Source organism: Collinsella intestinalis (genome assembly GCF_902364775.2).
Taxonomy (GTDB): Bacteria; Actinomycetota; Coriobacteriia; order Coriobacteriales; family Coriobacteriaceae; genus Collinsella.
Genome location: NZ_CABJEU020000001.1, coordinates 1,063,393 through 1,082,287 on the forward strand (window position 1 = coordinate 1,063,393; position 18,895 = coordinate 1,082,287).

19 protein-coding genes and 2 tRNA genes are annotated in these 18,895 nt (G+C 62.0%); 4 read left to right on the plus strand and 17 right to left on the minus strand.

All coding sequences use genetic code 11. The annotated features are described in order from the left end of the window. Window positions 1-3 precede the first annotated feature (3 nt). Window positions 4-1,044, plus strand: coding sequence for a putative endonuclease domain-containing protein (locus FY258_RS04645; protein WP_118103531.1), 1,041 nt, complete (start codon window positions 4-6; stop codon window positions 1,042-1,044). A gap of 385 nt (window positions 1,045-1,429) precedes the next feature. Here the strand turns inward: FY258_RS04645 and gdhA are convergent, their stop codons facing one another. Continuing rightward, the gene (gene gdhA / locus FY258_RS04650; RefSeq protein ID WP_118103533.1) at window positions 1,430-2,785 is read right to left on the minus strand and encodes an NADP-specific glutamate dehydrogenase; all 1,356 of its coding nucleotides are present in this window, start codon (window positions 2,783-2,785) and stop codon (window positions 1,430-1,432) included. A gap of 213 nt (window positions 2,786-2,998) precedes the next feature. On the opposite strand from gdhA, the gene FY258_RS04655 reads away from it, so the two are divergent. The 3 genes from FY258_RS04655 to FY258_RS04665 all read left to right on the plus strand — a co-directional run bounded on the left by FY258_RS04655 (window position 2,999) and on the right by FY258_RS04665 (window position 3,976). Beyond that, window positions 2,999-3,075, plus strand: a tRNA-Pro gene (locus tag FY258_RS04655). Window positions 3,076-3,080: 5 nt separating this feature from the next. Further along, window positions 3,081-3,154, plus strand: a tRNA-Gly gene (locus FY258_RS04660). Between the two features lie 444 nt (window positions 3,155-3,598). Next, window positions 3,599-3,976 (plus strand): hypothetical protein, encoded by a 378-nt coding sequence (locus tag FY258_RS04665; protein ID WP_118103535.1) that lies wholly within the window; start codon window positions 3,599-3,601, stop codon window positions 3,974-3,976. An 81-nt stretch (window positions 3,977-4,057) separates the two neighbouring features. Here FY258_RS04665 and FY258_RS04670 read toward each other — a convergent pair whose 3' ends face one another. The 16 genes from FY258_RS04670 to FY258_RS04745 all read right to left on the minus strand — a co-directional run bounded on the left by FY258_RS04670 (window position 4,058) and on the right by FY258_RS04745 (window position 18,702). After that, the gene (locus FY258_RS04670; RefSeq protein WP_118103537.1) at window positions 4,058-4,963 is read right to left on the minus strand and encodes a DnaB-like helicase C-terminal domain-containing protein; all 906 of its coding nucleotides are present in this window, start codon (window positions 4,961-4,963) and stop codon (window positions 4,058-4,060) included. 627 nt (window positions 4,964-5,590) lie between these two features. Then, complete coding sequence (locus FY258_RS04675) at window positions 5,591-5,842, minus strand: hypothetical protein (protein WP_118103541.1); 252 nt, start codon at window positions 5,840-5,842, stop codon at window positions 5,591-5,593. After that, window positions 5,835-6,059: a hypothetical protein gene (locus FY258_RS04680; protein WP_118103543.1), complete on the minus strand. Its 225-nt coding sequence runs from the start codon at window positions 6,057-6,059 to the stop codon at window positions 5,835-5,837. The genes FY258_RS04675 and FY258_RS04680 overlap by 8 nt, the downstream gene beginning before the upstream one ends. Then, a complete protein-coding gene (locus FY258_RS04685) occupies window positions 6,060-6,272 on the minus strand; it encodes a helix-turn-helix domain-containing protein (protein WP_182279421.1) in 213 nt (70 codons plus the stop codon). A gap of 254 nt (window positions 6,273-6,526) precedes the next feature. Then, window positions 6,527-7,045, minus strand: a complete 519-nt coding sequence (locus FY258_RS04690) for a hypothetical protein (RefSeq protein WP_118103547.1) — start codon at window positions 7,043-7,045, stop codon at window positions 6,527-6,529. Between the two features lie 55 nt (window positions 7,046-7,100). Then, on the minus strand, window positions 7,101-7,319 hold the full coding sequence (locus tag FY258_RS04695) for a hypothetical protein (RefSeq protein WP_118103549.1): 219 nt from the start codon (window positions 7,317-7,319) through the stop codon (window positions 7,101-7,103). A gap of 9 nt (window positions 7,320-7,328) precedes the next feature. Next, window positions 7,329-7,547 (minus strand): hypothetical protein, encoded by a 219-nt coding sequence (locus FY258_RS04700; RefSeq protein WP_118103551.1) that lies wholly within the window; start codon window positions 7,545-7,547, stop codon window positions 7,329-7,331. Between the two features lie 9 nt (window positions 7,548-7,556). Then, window positions 7,557-8,822 (minus strand): tyrosine-type recombinase/integrase, encoded by a 1,266-nt coding sequence (locus FY258_RS04705; protein WP_118103553.1) that lies wholly within the window; start codon window positions 8,820-8,822, stop codon window positions 7,557-7,559. A gap of 384 nt (window positions 8,823-9,206) precedes the next feature. Beyond that, entirely contained in the window at window positions 9,207-10,340 is a 1,134-nt protein-coding gene (locus FY258_RS04710) for a hypothetical protein (RefSeq protein WP_182279422.1), read from the minus strand. Beyond that, window positions 10,271-10,744, minus strand: coding sequence for a hypothetical protein (locus tag FY258_RS04715; RefSeq protein ID WP_182279423.1), 474 nt, complete (start codon window positions 10,742-10,744; stop codon window positions 10,271-10,273). Before FY258_RS04715 ends, FY258_RS04710 begins: the two co-directional genes overlap by 70 nt. Before the next feature lie 167 nt (window positions 10,745-10,911). After that, window positions 10,912-12,615 carry an exo-alpha-sialidase gene (locus FY258_RS04720; RefSeq protein WP_182279424.1) on the minus strand — a complete coding sequence of 568 codons (1,704 nt, stop codon included), beginning with the start codon at window positions 12,613-12,615 and terminating at the stop codon, window positions 10,912-10,914. A 198-nt stretch (window positions 12,616-12,813) separates the two neighbouring features. Then, entirely contained in the window at window positions 12,814-13,920 is a 1,107-nt protein-coding gene (locus FY258_RS04725) for a sulfate/molybdate ABC transporter ATP-binding protein (protein ID WP_118103561.1), read from the minus strand. Next, complete coding sequence (modB, locus tag FY258_RS04730; protein WP_259324443.1) at window positions 13,917-15,398, minus strand: molybdate ABC transporter permease subunit; 1,482 nt, start codon at window positions 15,396-15,398, stop codon at window positions 13,917-13,919. Before modB ends, FY258_RS04725 begins: the two co-directional genes overlap by 4 nt. Window positions 15,399-15,732: 334 nt before the next feature. Continuing rightward, the gene (gene modA, locus FY258_RS04735; RefSeq protein WP_118103563.1) at window positions 15,733-16,614 is read right to left on the minus strand and encodes a molybdate ABC transporter substrate-binding protein; all 882 of its coding nucleotides are present in this window, start codon (window positions 16,612-16,614) and stop codon (window positions 15,733-15,735) included. Window positions 16,615-16,797: 183 nt separating this feature from the next. Continuing rightward, window positions 16,798-17,304 carry a MogA/MoaB family molybdenum cofactor biosynthesis protein gene (locus tag FY258_RS04740; protein WP_118103565.1) on the minus strand — a complete coding sequence of 169 codons (507 nt, stop codon included), beginning with the start codon at window positions 17,302-17,304 and terminating at the stop codon, window positions 16,798-16,800. Window positions 17,305-17,421: 117 nt separating this feature from the next. Continuing rightward, on the minus strand, window positions 17,422-18,702 hold the full coding sequence (locus FY258_RS04745) for a molybdopterin molybdotransferase MoeA (RefSeq protein ID WP_118103567.1): 1,281 nt from the start codon (window positions 18,700-18,702) through the stop codon (window positions 17,422-17,424). Window positions 18,703-18,895 lie beyond the last annotated feature (193 nt).

Sequence of the window (18,895 nt, forward strand, 5' to 3'; positions counted from 1 at the left end):
GTTATGGAGCAAACGAAGCACACCGTCGTGTTGTCGGGGGCTACAGCCCTGCGCGCCCTGAGGCACGAAAGGCGTATTTCAAGTGAGATCACGTGGGGCCCGGTCGAGCCGAACGAGCAAATCGATGCCATGAGGCGCGCAACATGCCTGTCCAGCCTCATCGATCTCGAAGATCTTGAGCGCCTCGGCATCCTTGTTGAAAACGAGCAGATCGACCTTGCCGTCGGACGCATCGCAAAGCGCACGGCAGCCCCTCCCGTAATTGCCCATTGCATCGGAAACCTTGGAGAGGGCGGGTTGATGCGCATAGCCAAAGAGCTGTATGCGTTATCTCCTGCCGCACTTACGCTCGACCTCGCCCGCGACTCATCGTTCGAAGGACTTCTCGCCCTGATGGAAGAGCTCTCCGGCAATTGGTCGTTACCTGAACGGCCCCTCGGAACCAACGAGCTAGAAGACAGTCTTGATTTCATTGATAAGCCGTGCGGCTACTACGAGAGCGCTCCCGTCCTCAATCTCGAAGAGCTCCGGTCTTTTCATGCAGCAGCCACGCGTATGCGCGGCCGAAAGGCGGCAGAAACGGCAGTGAAATACGCGGTCGGGGGAAGCCGCTCGCCAATGGAAGCAATTATGAACTGCGTCTTCGCGCTCCCACATGAATACGGCGGACTCAACTGCAGGCCCGTCGAAACCAATCGAAAGATCGCAATGGACGAAACGGCGCACGCGCTCTCGGGCCTGCCCTACGTTATCGCGGATGCGTATCTGCCCCGGTTCAATACGATCTTAGAATACAACGGCTCATACCACGACGACGCAACGATCAGGCGCCGTGACGAAGCCCGGACACTCGGACTTATGTCGATGGGCATCGACGTCTACCGGCTCAACAGCGACCAGCTGAGAGACCCGAACGCGCTCGAGGCTATTGCGCGTATGATCTACCGAAGGTCGGGAAGATTTTTCAGGCCTAGGGCAAAGTGCTATCAACAAAAACACCTGCAATTACTCAACGGGCTTAGAAAAGCCTTTGGCCTGAATTAAATCTGCGCCAAAAAGACCGCGGTTAGAGGCCCCGATTGCCAAATTCGACCAAAGTGTAACCATCGGATGTTGAGTTTAGAGCCGCCAAGTCGATAATTTGAACGTTCGAAGCCCTGACGTCCAACTTTGGCGCACCAATACCCAGAATATCTTCTAAATTGGCGGCAAGAAGATGGCAAGCAGCGCCCTTCGCCGGGCATCGGTCACACATCTGTCGAATTTGACAGTACGAACCAGGTCCGCGGGCGCGCATTCAAGCGACCAAGGGGGCAAAGGCGTGCGAGCCCCGGCCACCCACAGAAACCGACATTTCACGCAAACTCCCGCCGATGAGACAAACGCTCCATCGGCGGGAGAACCAAAAGGTCAAATCAACTAAAAAAGGTTACACGATGCCCTGGGCCATCATGGCGTCGGCGACCTTTTTAAAGCCGGCGATGTTGGCGCCGACCATGTAGTTGCCCTCATAGCCGTACTCGGTGGCCGCATCGTCGCAGGCATGATAGATGCCGCGCATGATGCCCTCGAGCTTGGCGTCGACCTCTTCGAAGCTCCAAGACAGGTGTTCGGCGTTCTGGCTCATCTCCAGTCCGGAGGTCGCCACGCCGCCGGCGTTGGCCGCCTTACCGGGCATGAACGCGACGCCGTTCTCGATGAGGTAGTTGGTGGCTTCGGTGGTCGTGGGCATGTTGGCGCCCTCTCCCACCACCTTGCAGCCGTTCGCCACGAGCGCCTGGGCGTCCTCGAGCAGAAGGGTGTTCTCACGCGCGCAGGGCAGTGCGATATCGCAGGGAAGCTGCCAGACACCGCGGCCGTCCCCGGCATGCCACACGGCATTGGGACGGGCGTCGACATACAGGGCGAGGCTCACGCCGCGGTCGTTGCCGGAGCGCTTCTTGTTGTAGATGTCCTCAAGGACCTTGTAATCGATGCCCTCGGGGTCCTCAATCCAGCCCTTGGTGTCGGAAGCGGCGATGACCTTGCCGCCGAGCTGGGTCGCCTTCTGGACGGCATAGATCGCCACGTTACCGGAGCCGTGCACCACGACGGTCTTGCCCTCGAAGGAGTCGTTGTGGCACTTGAGATACTCATCCACGAAATAGACGAGGCCGTAGCCGGTCGCCTCGGTGCGGGCGAGCGAACCGCCAAAGGAGAGGCCCTTGCCGGTGAGCACGCCGGTCCACTCGTTCTTGAGGCGCTTGTACTGACCGAACATGTACGCGACCTCACGGCCGCCCACGCCCAGGTCGCCTGCCGGGACATCTGTGTTGGGACCGATGTGGCGGTAGAGCTCGGTCATGAAGGACTGGCAGAAGCGCATGATCTCGTTGTTGGACTTACCCTTGGGATCGAAGTCCGAGCCGCCCTTGCCGCCGCCCATAGGCAGCGTGGTGAGTGCGTTCTTGAAGATCTGCTCGAAACCGAGGAATTTGAGCATGCCGAGGGTGACAGTGGGGTTGAAGCGCAGACCGCCCTTGTACGGGCCGATGGCGGAGTTATACTCCACGCGGAAACCGCGGTTGACCTGGCACTTGCCCTCGTCGTCGATCCAGGGGACGCGGAACATGATCACGCGCTCGGGCTCCACGAGACGCTCGAGCAGACCGGCCGCCTCATAGGCGGGATTGTCATTGACAGCCGGGGCGATCGAGGTCAGGACCTCGTCGGCGGCCTGGATGAACTCGGGCTGATCGGCGTAGCGCTCGTGCAGCTCGGCGATGACCCTATCGGTATAGGTCATGATAGTGCTCCTCAGAAGTGGGAATTCTCTTGCGCTGCATATGGTACTACGGTGGAATAAAGCGATTATGGAGAAGGGCTCTAGGTTTCGTAGTGGTTTCGAAGCGTCATGTGCGCAATTGTCGGCAACCGTTGCCGAAGTCGCGCGGGTACTCTATAATCGCTAACGCCTTGGGATAAGCAGGGTCTTGGTACCCCAGCTGCTCAGCACCTTCGGGACGTGGCGCAGTTTGGTAGCGCGCCTGCTTTGGGAGCAGGATGTCGCAGGTTCAAATCCTGTCGTCCCGACCATACATGCGGGCGTAGTTCATCGGTAGAACCTCAGCCTTCCAAGCTGATGAGGCGGGTTCGACTCCCGTCGCCCGCTCCAGGAAAAAGACGCAGGTCAGAGTGGTTAAAACTCTGACCTGCTTTTATTTTTCCACCTGATGGGAAATGCTGATGGGAAATCTATGGGAAAAAGTCCCAGCGATACTGACGCGGTAAGGGCAATCCCGATCTATCGCAAGTGTTCTGTGCCACCATCGAAGGCGGACGACCTCCGCCGCAGCGGAGTTTGGCCGCTCCGTAAACAAACGTTTAAAAGGCGAAGCGAGGACGATAGAAAGCCGAGCGATACCCCATAGGGGGTGAAATCACGAAACCGCGCCACCCGTACCCAGCGGCCCACCCTGTTTTATTTACGCGCACGAAATTATCGGGCCGAGCGTTACGGAACCCGTTACGGTGCGCCCGCGCGGATTCAGTTTCACGACCTGCACACCTCCGCTAATACCTACCATATAGATAGGGAGTTAAGCGTGATGGGGGTTGCGTGGCAGTTGAAAAACGGCGTAAGCAGGATTTTACAGCAGCAGGTAAGAGCGGGTGCAGCTGGACCAGCGACGAGGTGCGGTACCTCCAGCGCCACCGCGCGGACGGGTCCGACCTCATAGCCCACGTGCTTGGCCGCACAACGGGAGCCGTCCAGCAGCAGGCCCACAGGCTGGGAGTCTCTCTGAGAATCAGGCACGGTGAGACGTGCCCCATGTGCGGGGAGCACATCGTCAGGGAGGGCACGGCAGCGGCGAAACAGGGCATGTGCCAGGTATGCTGGGAGAGACGCAAAGCCGACGCCATGCGCGAGAGGGCGGCGGAACAGAGGGCGAAAGCCGATTACGAAGCCGCTAAGAAGCTCGCCCAGTACCGATAGCGGACGGTCGCCCAAAGGGCCGCAGAAACGATTACAGCGCCCCACGGCGGCAAAGGAGGGGCGGGGCCTTAAAGCCCCGCCCTACTGCTCTAGAGAGAATGAGTTGTGAGCGCCGTCGAAAAGGAGCCGTATCGGAGAGTCTGGGTCCGTGACCCCTCCGAATCGGTTCTTGACCACGTGCAGCCGCCTTGCGTCTGGATCATCGACAGACCGCTCGATAACCGAAGCGCTCAGCGCGTGGTACTCGATGTCTCCCGACCCCTTGAACGAATGCATGTCTGGAGGCTTTCCCTTGGCGTTGCCCGCCCTGCTGCAACTCGCAAGGGCGATCACTGAGAGGCCCAGGCGAACCCCGAGCATGTTGAGGCGCTTCGAGGCCTCCGAAACCCGCGTGTACTCGTCCGCTATGCCGTCCACGCTCACGTATTGGAGGTAATCGACCACCAGCAGACCGAGGCCCGACTTCCTGCCATCCTCGGCTATGCGCTCTATGTCGGACATGTCCGCGATGGTTGAGCCGTCCGCTATGGCAAGGCCCGAGAACCGTTCTTCGAGGGCCTTGAGGGCAAGCGCCACGGGGTCATGGCTGACGCACTGCTCGATGCGCTCGCCAGCCTCGGCCCGCTCCCGCGCACCGAGCGCCAGACGCCAGACGTCTCCCCACCTGAACGGCTGACCCGTGGAGAGCGAGGCGAACGACGCGCACCTCTCGATGCACTGGCCCCTGCTCATCTCAAGCGAGACGTAAAGCACCCGCCCGCCAGAGAGCGCCGCCATCATCGACAGGAACAGCCCGAAGGCGGACTTGCCCGCCGCAGGCTCGCCGCCCACCACGTGGAGACCCGGGCGGAAACCTCCGCACAGCAGGGCATCGAGCGGGGCGATATTGGACGGCATCGGCGGGACGACTGTGAGGTAGTGGGATCTGAAGTAGTCCCCGAGTCCGCCGAACGAGTCTCGGTACCCGTTCCAAACCTTGTCTACCATACGCCGCTCCTAACAGCCTCCATCGCCGCCTCGCTCGGTAGCACGACGGGCAGCGGCGGGTAGTCCACGGGAGCGCGGCCCTCAGAGCCGCGCGTACGGGGACCATCAGAAGAAGTCTCTATAAGAACTTCTTTAGAAGTTCTTTGAGGGGTGTGTTCTGGACCCCCACCAACTCCGTTTTTGGGGTGGGTTCTGGACCCCCACCAACTTTCAGCGGCAACGTGCGGGCTAGTTGGGGTGGCTTCTAGACCCCCACCAACTCCCGAGGTTTCGAACGCGGTGTCAGTTGGGGTGGGTTCTGGACCCCCACCAACTCCGAGACGGTAGACCGATGCGCGGCCATTGCCGCCGCGCCTGAGCGTTTCTATCAGGCCCTTGCGACGGAGCGCCTTTACCGCATCGTGGACTTGATTCTGGGTCAGCCCCAGAACGTCGCACACCGTGGAGCGCGGGCAACTCGCCCAGACCCCGCCCGAGTCCTCGCCCGTGTAGGATAGGAGCATCAGCAGGACGGCCCAGACGTTCGGCATCCCCAGCCTGTGGGCCTCCGCGATCACTTCGTGCGGCACTCTCGAATAGGTGCCCGAGAGGGAGGCGGGGCGGTAGGCCCCGCCCTCTCGTGCCACGCTACACCGCCTCTGAGCGGGCGTTAAGCTCATGCTCCATAGCCCCGATGATTGAGCAGGCGTGGCGGTAGTCGCAGGCCACGCCCTCGGGCATGAAGGCCAACGGCAGGCTGTCCCGCTGGACCTTGAGCATCGCCAACGTGTGCTCAAGCTCGCCGCGCGGGATGTGCGGCAGGTCCTCGGCGTCGATACCAGGAAGATACACGGCGGTTTCCTCGGGGTCGCGCCAATTGTGCTCGTAGAGGTTAGCCACGGATACCACCCCTGACCTCGCGTTTGCGCAGTTCGGCGTTGATGGGTTCCATGTAGCCCTCAATCGTCTCCATGGCGCGCGGGCGCTTGGTGGCGTCGATCTCGTTGAGACGCGCCCTCATATCGAGTAGCCTGCTCATGGCGTCGATAAGCGAAACGTTGCAAACGTCGGGGATTGCACCCACCTCGAACGGCGGCATGTAGAGCTTTCGAGCCATCTACTCCACCTCCCCAGCGGCCTGAGTGGACAGGCCCGCGTACTCAAGGAGGGAGTCGCGGTTGACACGCCAGCTGTTACCAGCGCGGCAAGCCTTGAGCTTGCCCGCCTCGCACATGCGGGTGACGGTGCGCTCATGGCAATCGAGGATTTGGGCGGCAACCTTCGGCCTCACGAGGACGGGGAGAGAGTTTGCATTGGTGTTCGCGGTCATGTTGCACCGCCTTCCTTCCCTTGCGGGAATCGGGCGGCAAGCGCTTGCCAGGTAACTAGCTTGTAACGTTACGACCATCAAGATATATGGCGGTGTCTTGAGTGTCTACGATACCGTCTACCTGGTATTTTCTGATTTTTTTAAGCGAAGAGCCCTGTAATTCAGAAACGATTGGGCATACTTGCAGAACAGCGCTCTCCAGCTCTGAATCGAGAGAAGGCAGACGTGCCTCAATTCAGAAAAAATACCTCAGATTATTTGCTTTTAGCCATTTCGGCTATGAATTGAGCCTCGCGCGCCACTCTTTGCGCCTCTTGCGCATCTGGATTTGGGTTGCCCCTCTCCGCAAGCAAGGCCATTGCAACCTTGCATAGGGTGTCAAGCCCGCCTTCATCCAGTGACGCGACAGCACGCAACACTCTTTTTCTATTGTTGGCGCGATCAAGCGCCCGCTTCGTCTCGGTAAGAACCTGCTCGGAGTCCTTGCCTTCCTCCACGATGTCAATTGCCTCAAAAGCGGCTTCAATATCCTCGGCTTGCTCTCCTTGCGGGTTCAACTTCACCACGTACTCAAACAGGGCAAGAAGATGCTTGTTCTTCATCTTTACAGGGTTGTTCAGGAACGTTGACGCGTCATTGTTCGTCCTTGAAAGCCCTAGCACATCCGCAAGCTTCCTCGCCGTATCAATCCCAGCGGCCTTTAGCAGCGTCTTATAGGCTGCGTTCAGCCTTTCAGCCTTCTCAAGTGCTTCTTTCTCCTGCCTCGCGTCCACATTCCCCTCCTTGGATGAATGGGGCCGCGCCCAAAAGCGCGGCCCTTTCTTGCGTCTAGGATACCTTGGCGGGCTTCGGCGAAGTCCTGCAAGCCTCATCAATGGCCCTCTGGGCGTCTTCTATCAAGCTCGCTATAACGTCCAGCGTGTTGCTTGCCACGCCCCCGGGCAGACCGCCGTGGGAACTGTCCTCGGCATCCGCAAGCACTATGGCGATTGACCTTGCGGCGTTCAGCTTATCGTTAACGAGGTCGTAGTCGAATTCGTCTTCCATGGTTTCCTCCTAGGCCACTTTCGCCGCTTCGTGTGTCGGAGGCTCCAAGCACGCGGACTCGAAGGAAGATACCGCCTCGTCAATCAGCTTTTCGACCATGTAGGCAGAGCGCCAAAGGGTTTCGCCCGACATTCCGTTAATGTCAGATAGCGAGATTAGCTGCGCTATCGCCCTCGCGTTTTTCATTTTTTCTGCGGTCTCGTCATAGTCAACGGTGATGTTCAGCATGTTTGCCTCCTATTCCTCGGTGCCGGTCTTTCCCAGCTCCAATACCTGCCCGTCGTTCGCGTGCTTTGCAGCCTCGTAGCTCATTGCCTTTGCCACGGTCTCAGCGCCTCGCTTCTTGGCGTCTGGGTCTGCGCTCGCATATGTGTTCATGGTCATTGCCGCATTGGCGTGGCCCATCATGCTTGCAACGGTCTTGACGTCCACGCCATGCCGAATGGCGGCGGTGGCGAACGTATGGCGCAGGTCGTGGAATGTCGGGCGGTTGCCCTCCGTGCCGATTAGCTCAAGCGCGTCAGCCGCAATACGCCAACGGGTCGAAAGGTAGTGAGGCTGCATGTACGAGCCATCAGGGCCACCAACAACGAACAGATCATTGAGCGGCATACCGCTTTGCATACGCTCTTCGTTGACCTCGGCGAGACGCGCCCTAAGCGCGTCCGCTACCACGTCGGGGATATACAGAGAGCGGATGCTGCCGCCCGTCTTGGGTTCCTTGACGTACCACTTGGAGCCATCGCGCCCCAAGGTCTCGCGCACCTCAAGCGTTTGCGCGTCCAAGTCAACGTAGCGCCATTTAAGGCCGCATATCTCGCTTTCCCTCAATCCCATGTACAGAGCGAGCGCAAAGCCGATATTGAGGGGCTTGGATGCGTCCAGCGCGATGAATCGAGCAGCCTTCGCCCTGCCACGCTCGTCCAGCGCGTTTGGCTTGGGGGTTGGCAGCTTCGGGTTTCTAACGCCTCGGGTGGGGTCCTTCACGAGGCGGTCGCGGTCCACCGCCTCGCGCATAGCCGAGCGCAGGTTGGTAAGGCACTTCTTGACGGTTGAGGGCGCGTAATCCTTGGAGAGTTCCGTAACCCACGTTTGCACATCGTCGGGCGTGAGCTTATCAAGCTCAATCTTGCCGATGGTCGGCACTATATGGGTCTTGAGGATGCGGCGAAGCTCGTTGGCCGATGAACGCTCGATGCTGAGGGCGCGGCCCTCCACGTACTTCTCGAAGTACTCGGCCACGGTCTCATGGATCTGGAGAGTTTCAAGCGCCTCAACGTTGAGCCTCTGGCGTATCTCTTCGGCCTCCGCCTCTACAGCCTTGGCAATCTGCTTCGAACGCCCCTTGTCACGCCCCACGGTCTTGAGCGTGACACTCTTCTTGCGCCACTTGCCGTTTTCCTTATATGGGAAAACGGCCCGCCACTTGTAGGAGACAGCGCCCGCTTTGGTAGCCGTCTCGTACTGCTCCAAAGAGAACGTTGAGTACTTATCGCCCTGCATGTCTCAGCCTTTCTCTAGTAGTTCCAATTTGATGGGAAACATTTGGGAAAAGAGTTTGGGAAAGATTTAGGAATAGCAGACGTCGTACCGCCAACTGGAAAACAAAGAAAGAAGACGTGATAGGACGAAATGGAGCAACCCCTGAGAGCTTGGTAACGGTGTTGAGAATCGCAAGGACCAAGGTAGATGGGAAATATCAATGGGAAACTGATGGGAAAAATTACCTTGGCTGGATAGTACAACGACTGTATTTCAGGCGCAAGTGTCTTCATAATCCAAGGTAGCGCGTCTATATAATCGCTGGTAGACGAGCTGCGACTTAATGTCTCTACTCTTCCAAGCTGATGAGGCGGGTTCGACTCCCGTCGCCCGCTCCAGGAAACGTTATGGGCCCGGCACCGTTGTGGTGCCGGGCCCTTTTCCATCAAATGGCACCGTTGTCGAACCCGGCCCACCAGCTTGGAAGACTGATAGGCCGCAATATGCGCAAAAGGGCGCCGGCCACATGCCGGCGCCCCATATCAGCGCGCCAAGGGTGGACACGCCGGCGGCCATAACCGCGGGGTCGCCCGTCTGGGGAAGCCCGGAGCCGGGCTTTGCGGAGGCGCTGTGGGACCCTCCAGGCTGCCCGCCATCATGACCCTGGCCGGAACCCTGCCCTTGGCCCTGACCCTGACCGCCAACCTGACCCTGGCCGGAGCCCTGCTCCTGGTCCTGCGGACCCAATTGCCCATTACCCTGCTCATTTCCCTGGCCCGGGCCCTCAGGGAATTCGGGGGTAGGGTCACCGGGGACCGTGATGCGATGGACAGTACCGCCCACCAGGACATCCGTCGTTCCGGGACCCACGGCCGTGACCTTGAGGCGGTACTGGACGCGTTCGGGGTCGACTTTGGCAACATGGGCGTACTCACCCGCCCCCTCACGCGCGGGATTCAAAACGTAGCGAGCGTCCCCCACCTTCGCGACGATCAGATAGCTTCCTCCATCCTCAAGCTCCGAAGCGGAAGCGACGCGCTCGTACCCGGGGATTTCGGACGCACCTCGCGCTTCCCAGGCGCGCTTCCACAGCTCAAATGCATCACCGGCACCACAGGAGTTGCGGCAGCGGTCGAACTTCGCCTTTCCGTCGCGCCAAAAATGCAGATGAGCTCCACTCACCTTGTCGTCGAGCTGACCGCGGTCGTATAGCCTGAACGTACCGTCATCATTCGATTTGAGCTCGATGGGATGAGATTGAGCCTTGTTGGGGCTCAGCATCTTGCCGCCGGACAGGTTCAGGTACACCCGCTCACCGGCAGCCGTCTTCCCGGAGATGGCCCATGCATCATCCGTCTTCTCGAACGTGTAAAGCGCCGAGCTCAGGCGCGCCACGCCCTCGGCAAAGGAGGGATCCGAGCCCAGAGCCGCCGCGGACTCGCCCCAAACCTCGACAAAGGGAGCCTCCGTCATCTCGACTCGCGCCACCGAGGCGTCGGGCTTGCGCTCGATCGCACCGGCGGAAACAGGGATGAACACCTCCTCTCCCTGCTCGACCTCCACTTCCTCCAGCGCCGAGGGGGCGACCGTGACCACGTACTCGTGCCCGAAGCCGCATCGGTGAAGGCGACTACCCCCTCTTTGAGGCCTTCGATCGTCAACGTCGCCGTACCGTCATCGTTTTTGTCGAGCTTGATCTTGGCGATGGAACCGTCAACGCCTCCAAAGCCGGAGAACGAAGCGGCGACCTTCATCTTGACCGACCCGTACAGCGGGACTGAGACCGCGCGTTTGTTGGAGACCTCCGCACCCGGAGCGATTTGGGCCATCTCGAAGTGCGTGAAGATCGAGGCGTCGCCCTCGCCTTCCCAGAGCAGGTCGACGGAACCGTCCGTCCGCTCGGTCAGACAGGAGTAGGCGAACCGCCCCTGAGCGCCCGGCACCTCATGGCTGTATTTCCACTCGATGCCGCCGTCTTCCCCGACAAGGCCGACGTATATCTTGCCGTTCGCGCGGCCGCTCCCCGTGGGACACGAGAGCAGGATCGCCGGCTTGCCGTCGATGAGCTTGGAATACTTGAGCGCGCTGATCTGGCAGCCGGTGTAGACGTCTATGCCGGAATCGCGCAGACTCTTCTCCTCTTCCCACGTGGCACCGCCGTCGCGCGAAACCGCATACCAGCCGTGGCGTGCGAACAGATAGAGGACGCCGTCGACTTCGATGTCTGGTGCTGCAGGGAGGTGCTGCGCTTCCAGGTAACGCCGTCGTCGGAGTAGATCACGCTGGCATTGCCATCACGACCATGACCGTTTTCACGGATGAAGGTATAGCACGGGAGCACGATGCGACCACCCGACGTCACCAGGCCGCGACCCGGCCCCACGCCGTAAAACGCCGCGTTACCGCCGGGCAGATTGGTACGAACCTGCTCATTGAGCATGAGCGGATCAGACCACGTCGCCCCGGCATCGTTCGAACTGATGAGCCACAGGTACGACGTCGCCATCACGTGGAGCTCCGCCTTGTAGAAAAACACGTTCTGCTGCACAAAGGCGGAGCTGCCAAGCTGCTGGCAGTAGAGCGGATCTTTATTCTGATCATAGAGGTAGTAGTGCCGGTCGACATACCGCTCGACCGTGCCCCCGTCCTTCCGATAGACGGGTGCGAGACCGTCGGCGGCGAAATCGCCCACGTAGTGCGTGTAGCCCTCGCCCTGCTCGGCACCCACTTCGCGCTGCTCGCTCGGCACCGGCGAAGCAAAGAGCACGAGGCGCTGGCGCCCGTCGACCTGAACGTATCCGCTGCCGTTGACGGGGTCTTGATGCTTTGCCGTGTTGAGCGCGACGCCGCCGGGCCATAGGTCGACCATCATGTAGGTCGTATCGCCCTTCTGGGCCATCACCGGGTCGATGAACGCGGTCGCCTCGTTGCTAAAGGCGTCAACGGAGTCGGGGAAATAGTTGGGGAAGTTGAAGGACCAGGTCTTTCCGCCGTCCGTCGAGCGGCTGAAGATGGTGTCCAAACCGGCGGCATCGCCCACATGGTTCCAGCGAGCGTCGATGGCGGCGAGCAGGCTGCCGTCCTTGTGCGTGATGAGGGACGGAATGCGGAAGTTCTTGCTTCCGCCCGTATTGGGGGCGAAGGGGCGATCTTGGGTGACTCCCGTGGTCAGCTTGCGGTTCGGCACAACCTCTGGCAGCACCTCGACGTGCTGATAGAACAGCACTTCATACGGCTTATCTGCAGAGGTCCAACCGCGGTCGTCATGCATGAGGTACCGAGTCGCACCCTCGACCTTCGCGCTCACGACGTATCCGCCATGCTCGCCGGGCACGATGGAAAGCACCTGGGGAGTCGCACGTGCCTCTCCCCCGCGCTCGGTCAGGTTGAGGTAGACGTCCTCGGCATTCGACTTGATCGTATAGCCGCCCTCAACCGCCGAGGCCGTCCACTCATGCTCGTGCTTGCCCGCATGCCCGTCAATCGTGCAGTCGACCGGCGCCAGCTTGTCGGCCGCACTCCCGACCTGACAGCGATCGAGTTTTGGATTGCCGGCGGTCAGGTGCAAGATGCGCTGCTTTTGGCCGGCGGGGGCATCGGAGGAGACGAGCGCGTACGTCCGACCCGATTCGATTCCGTTCGTCACCTTGTGAAACTCATTCGTCTTGGGCAGGTTCGCGGTTGAACCCACCCGCTCGGCAGCCACCACGGGTCCATCCACCTCGGCTGCGATCGCCAGTGCCGGCGTCCACGACAGCGCGAGCGCCGTCCCCGCGGTCAAAGCCGCAAGGGCGATTCGACGTTCCTTGACCATGCAATCCTCCAAGCCGCGGCCCTTCGGCCGCGAAACCCTCGGTCGACACAACGTCATTAACTTATTTTCATAGTCGTTAAGTTGGCATTTGTTTTAGGCAAACGCCGCCAGCCCGCCGATAAACGGCTACAGGTGTAGCTTAGCGCAGTTCATATGGGGTGTTATACAATTTGAAAACGCGAAAGGACGCCGAATGCGTCATCGGTTCACCAAGAGCAGCCTGCTCGCATCGAAATGCAGGCGCAGCGTCTCGCCCGCCTCGGGCAGGGAGCCCGTAGGCGCATCGAGGATATCGACCTTCCATTGGATGCGGGACCGCGACCCCACGAGCGGCGGCTCAAGAAGCACCAGTCGCTCGAATCGCGCATCGCTCACGCGCGCCACGTGCAGATCGAAGCTGTTGCGCCCGATCTCGCCTGCCGCACGAATACGGTCGCGGTGGACATGCCGGGCACGGACGCCGAGGTAGGCCACGTCATCGGGGACCTCGCGGCCCATGTCGAACGTCATACCCCAATCGATTGCCTCGACCACCGTGTCAGACACCTTGCGGGCCCGCGAAGTGTTCTTACACCCTGTAAGCCTCATGCCCGCCAGCGTTTGCGGGTGCGCCATCAACTCCCCCGCCGTCCCGCTCTCCTCCACACGGCCGTTATGCATCACGCAGATGCGATTGCACAAGCGGCACGCCTCGTCGATATCGTGACTCACATAAAGCACCGTACGGTCCACCACGGAGAACACGTCGAGCAGGTTCTGCTCGAGCGCGCTCTTGAGATATGAGTCCAACGCCGAGAACGGCTCGTCGAACATGAGGATCCCCGGACGAGCGGCGAGCATGCGGGCAAGCGCGACGCGCTGCTGCTGACCGCCGGAGAGCTGCATGGGGAAACGGCCCGCAAAGGCGGAGACGCCGAAGATCTCGAGGAACCGCAGTGCCTGAGACTCGCGTCTCACAGCCTCACCGTCCATGCGGCCGCCCCGTCCGCGCCGCGGCCCCGCCATACCGGCGCAAACGTTCTCAAGCACCGTCATATGCGGAAACAGCTGGTAATTCTGGAACAGCAGGGCCGTCTTGCGCTCCTGCGGTGAGAGGTTCACCCCCGCCTCGGAATCGAAGAAGGTCACGCCGTTCACCACGATGCGGCCTTCGTCCGGGGTCTCCACGCCGGCGATGCACCGCAGCGTGAGACTCTTGCCGCACCCGGATGCCCCGAGCAGGGCCACACGCTCCTCCCCAGCCTCGAGGGCGACATCGAGCGTAAAACCCGGGTACCGCTTCTTGATCGTCATGCTCAGGCTCATGCCGCACCGTCCTCAAACAGCTCGCGCAGGGCGGACAGGTCGATGGCAGCCGCATCTCCGCCCGTCGATTCCAAATCGTCGACGACCATGTCCGCATCGAAACTCGTGACAGTCGCCGCGAGGGACCCGCCGGCATTTTCCGCAGCGCCCGCCAACGAACGAGCGAGGGGGCGAGGGCGCGTCTTCCCTCGCACTCCCCCGCGCGCGGCGGCCCCGACATACGCACCGTCGCGGTACCCCTGATGGCGCGCGGTATACGCGTTGATGCCCCAAACCACCAGGAAGCTGAACGCGATCACGACCATCACCCAAAACAGGGCAACGGCGGTGTTGCCACCCATCCATTCGAAGTAAATCGCGATGGGAATCGTCTGCGTGACGCCCGCATAGTTGCCGGCGAAAAACAGCGTGCAGCCGAACTCGCCCATAGCCCGGGCGAAGGCGAGCACGGTTCCGGCCGCGATGGAGGGCCAGGCGAGCGGCATCATGAGTCTGCCAAAGATTCGCACTTCAGACCAGCCAAGCGTGCGGGCGGCGTCGATCATGCGCCCGTCGAGCGACTCGAATGCGCCGAGAGCCGTGCGGTACACGAGCGGGAAGCTCACCACGATGGCCGAGATGACCGCCGCCTCCCACGTGAAGACGATCGAGATGCCGTGTGCTATGAGCCAGCGGCCCACGGCCGTGGATTGCCCGAACAGCATGAGCAGCAAGAAGCCGCAGACCGTGGGGGGCAACACCATGGGAATGGTGAACACCGAATCGAGGACGCCCTTGAGGCGACTCGACGTGCCCATAACGCGCCATGCGGCGAACAGCCCCAACGCAAAGGAGATGGCCAGCGCCAGACCGCTGGTCTTGAGCGATACCCAAAATGGGCGGTAATCGATGGACGAGAAGAAGGCGAGGGCCTCTCCGCCAACGCCCAGATCGTCTTTGGCGACCACGTTTCCCGCATCGACAATCTGGGCGAAATCGCACCACAACACGCCGTCGCCCAGGTCGACACCGGCGGCACGCGCCGCATCCAGACCGGCCTCGCCCTCCTCGGCATTCGCCAACGTCACAGTCACATAGCGCGCACCGTCATCGCCACGCGCATCGAAGCGATACCGAAAGGCACCGGACACGCACTCGGAATCCGTCACGAGTCTGAGGGGCGCCTCTCCCTCCGAGAGCAGCGCGCCGCCCATGCTGCCGGCCTCGTCGAGCGCGCAGACCATCGACCACAGGGCGGATAGGTCCGCGCCGCTCGGGTCCTCGAGATCGAACGTTGCCGCGACCTCGCGATCGACGTGCAGGAGCACCTCGCCGGGCGCGCGGACAACCACCAAGCCGGCAGAATCCGAGATCGGAAGTCGATAGCCCTCCGGCGCACCCTCGGACGCGCGGGCCGTGCCTTTGGCGAGGCGCTCAAACCCGATGATGCCAAACGAGGCGCCATCCACTCGAGCGGAACCATCTGCGGTGATCTCCACAGTCCGCCGTTCGGGTGCCTCGAGCACCGTCGAGGCCGCCATGGCAGAGCCAGGTATCGCAGCGGCAGCGATCATCAGCACGCACAATACGATCGTGACAAGGGCCGGGACCCATCGACGAGCCGCGCGGCCGCCGACGAATCGCCGAACCGCGCCGGCCCGTCGCACGATGCCGCCTGTGCAGCTCCCGCAAAGATCCCAACTATCTCGGCCCATGCCCATATGACACGCTCCTACCCTCGACACGAAAAAGGGCGGTCACCGGGACCGCCCTCGAACCTACGCATAACACGCGCCCCCGGCATCAGTATGCCAGAGGCGCGCGGGGAAGCACTTATGCAAACAGCTCGAAGCCGTACTTGGCCCAAACCTTCTGAGCCTCGGCATCGTTCATGCAGAAGTCGAGGAAGTCGGCCGCGGCTTCGGCATGCTCGCTCGAGGCGGAAACGGCACCGGGGTAGACGATGGGTTTATGGGTGTCCTCAGGACAGACGAAAGCCTGCTCGATCCCGTCATAGCGGAAGATGTCGGAGCTGTAGACAAAGCCGATGGTCGCGTCGCCGGTGGAAACGTACTTGGCGGCGGTGCCCACCTTGTCGGCCAGGGCGACGCGGTCGGCGAACTCGGGCGCGTACTCGCCGTCGTCACCGGCGCCGCCGGTATACAGGCCGATGGTGTTCAGGGCCTGATTGGCGTACTTGCCGGCCGGAACGGTCACGGCATCGCCGATGGCGACCTTGCCCACGATGTTCTTCACATCCTCAAGCGAAGCGACCTTGACGTCGGAACCCTCCGCCTTCACGACCACCAGATCATTCACGAACATGTCGAGACACGTGGCCTCGTCGACGAGCTCACCCGCGACGGCGTCATCCATGGTGCCCTTGGAGGCGGTAATCAGGGCGTCGACCCGGGCGCCGGCACGCATCTGCTCGATGAGATCGCCGGATGCCTTGAACTGGGTGTCGGCGAAGGCCACGCCGGTCTTCTCGGTGTAGAGGGCCTGGACCTCGGGCATGGCCTTCTCGAGGGAATTGGCTGCGAAGATCTGCAGCTCGACGGTCTCGGCGGAAGCGGGCCCCTCGGCGGACCCAGCGCCATCGGCGGGCTTGGCGCCGCAGCCGGCGAGCGGGCCGGCGAGCAGGGCAGTGAGGCAAAATGCGACGAGCGCGCGGCGCGACACGACGCGGGCGGGCGTGTTGAGCGTCTTTTCCATCTTTGCGGTCCTCCTACAACCGTCTCAATTTGTACCTGTCCCTAAATGAAACAAATGGGATATCCACGTGAGCGCAACCCTGATCGGGCCCCGGCATGAAAGAGGGGGCGCAGCCGGGCCGGCCCCCTTCGAGTCGATCATATTATATTCATTCAAGAATAATTCTCTACTGAGAATAATGTTTTAATGCCCACCACCGGCTGACATCTTCATGGCGTGCTCGAGTTGATCGGACACGGCCTCCCAACATTCCCGCGCGGCCTTGGTGGAGCCGGGGAAATTGATGACGAGCGCCAGGCGGCCGGTAAACGATCCATCCGAGCCGCGCACCAGGCGCTGCATGCAACGAGCGCGCGAGAGCATGGCACGACGGGTCTTCGCAAGCGAATACGCGCGGATCGCCTCGGCGATGCCGGGCACGTCGCGCTCGCAAACCACGGCCGTGGCCTCGGGCGTCACATCGCGGGCAGACAGGCCCGTACCGCCGCAGGTCAGGACGATATCCGCATCGAGCTCGTCGGTCGCCGCGCGGATGGCGTCCGAGATGGCGCGCGCGTCATCGCAAACCACCACATGAGAGACGACGCGCCAGCCCGCGCCCTCGATGAGCCCGACAAGCGCGGAGCCGGCCTCATCCTGCTCGATGGTGCGCGTATCGGAGCAGGTAACGATCGCGAACTTAATATCCATGGAAACCCCCTTCGGCGCCGACGTCGCCGCCTGGCGCGCCGTTTGGAACACGAGGAACAGGCAGGCGTCGCCCTTTTCGAAGAACGGAGCCTGCCCCGTCCGCACAAGGCAGACGGACTACAGGACCGTGCCCTCGGACACGTCGTAGCGCAAGACCGCAACGGTATCCCCCGCCTCAACGCGGCCGGCATCCTCATCGAGTATGACCAGGCAGTTGCCCCGGTGCAAGTCCACGAGCAAGGCGGAGTTTTGCGTGGGCGCCTGCATCACCTCGAGCTCGTCATCGGCACCGGCTCGCTCCACGCGCGCACGGTTGTACGCAGCGCGGCCCGGGCGCTTCTTGATGCCATGGGTGGCGCGAGCCTCCTGAACGGGACGCGCGAGCTCCGTATGCCCCATCATCTTGCGCAGCGCCGGGCGCACGAACAGCTCAAAGCCCACGAACGCGCCGGCGGGGTTGCCCGAAAGGCCGAAAAACGGCGTCTCCCCCAGCAAACCGAAAGTCACGGCCTTACCCGGCTTGATGGAGACGCGGTCGAAGAGGACCTCACCCTCGCGCTCGATGAGCGCCGTCACATAGTCGTAATCGCCGGCGGACGCGCCGCCGGACGTCACCACAACATCGCACTCAGACGCCGCGCGACGGACGAGCTCGCAGATACGCTCCTCGTCGTCGGGCGCGATGCCGTAGAACACGGGCTCTGCGCCCGCCTCGCGGGCCGACGCCATGAGCGCGGGCCCGTTGACATCTCGGATCTGGCCGCGCGCGGGAACCGCACCGGCATCCACGAGCTCGGTGCCGAGCGAGATGATGCCCATGCGCGGGGCGCGATGCACCGGCACGAACGCATGGCCGGCATTGGCAAGTAGGCCCGCGCCCGCCGGCGTCACGACCTCGCCGGCGGCCATGACCACATCGCCCGCACGGGCCTCGAGACCTGCGGCGCGGATATTCTCACCGGGCTTCGCCGGCGCGGCGAACGACACGCGCGAGCCCTCGTTGCCGTCGCCCTCGAGCACCTCGACGACCTCGTACTTCACCACGGCATCCAGGCCCTCTGGCACCGGCGCGCCCGTCATGATGCGCACGGTCTGGCCGTGGCCGACCTCGCCCTCGAAGACATAACCGGCCGCCTCGTGGCCCACGACGTCGAGCACGACGGGGCCGTCGGCCGTGGCGGCGGCGAGGTCGGCGGCATGCAGGGCATAGCCGTCCATGGCGCTGTTGGCGAAGGGCGCCAAATCGATGTCGGTCTTGATGTCGGCCGCCAGCGGCAGCCCCGCGGCCTGCCACGCCGGCACCTCGCGCACCTCGGTGGAGCGCATGCATCCGAGCACGATGCGGCGCGCCTCCTCGACGGGAATCATGTTCGCGTCCGGGTTCTTGCCGTGCGCCATACCTCGCCCCTTCCCTCGTTTTGACGCGCCATCCACCGTCATTCATCCGACGTGATATGCGCGCCCGTATATTCTCAATAGAGAATAGTGTACGGACCGCCGTTTGCCTATGGACAAGACGCTCGCCCACGCAAAGCCCCGACGGCCAAGGGGCGTATACTGAACGCATTTGACGGAAACGAGATCCAAGGGA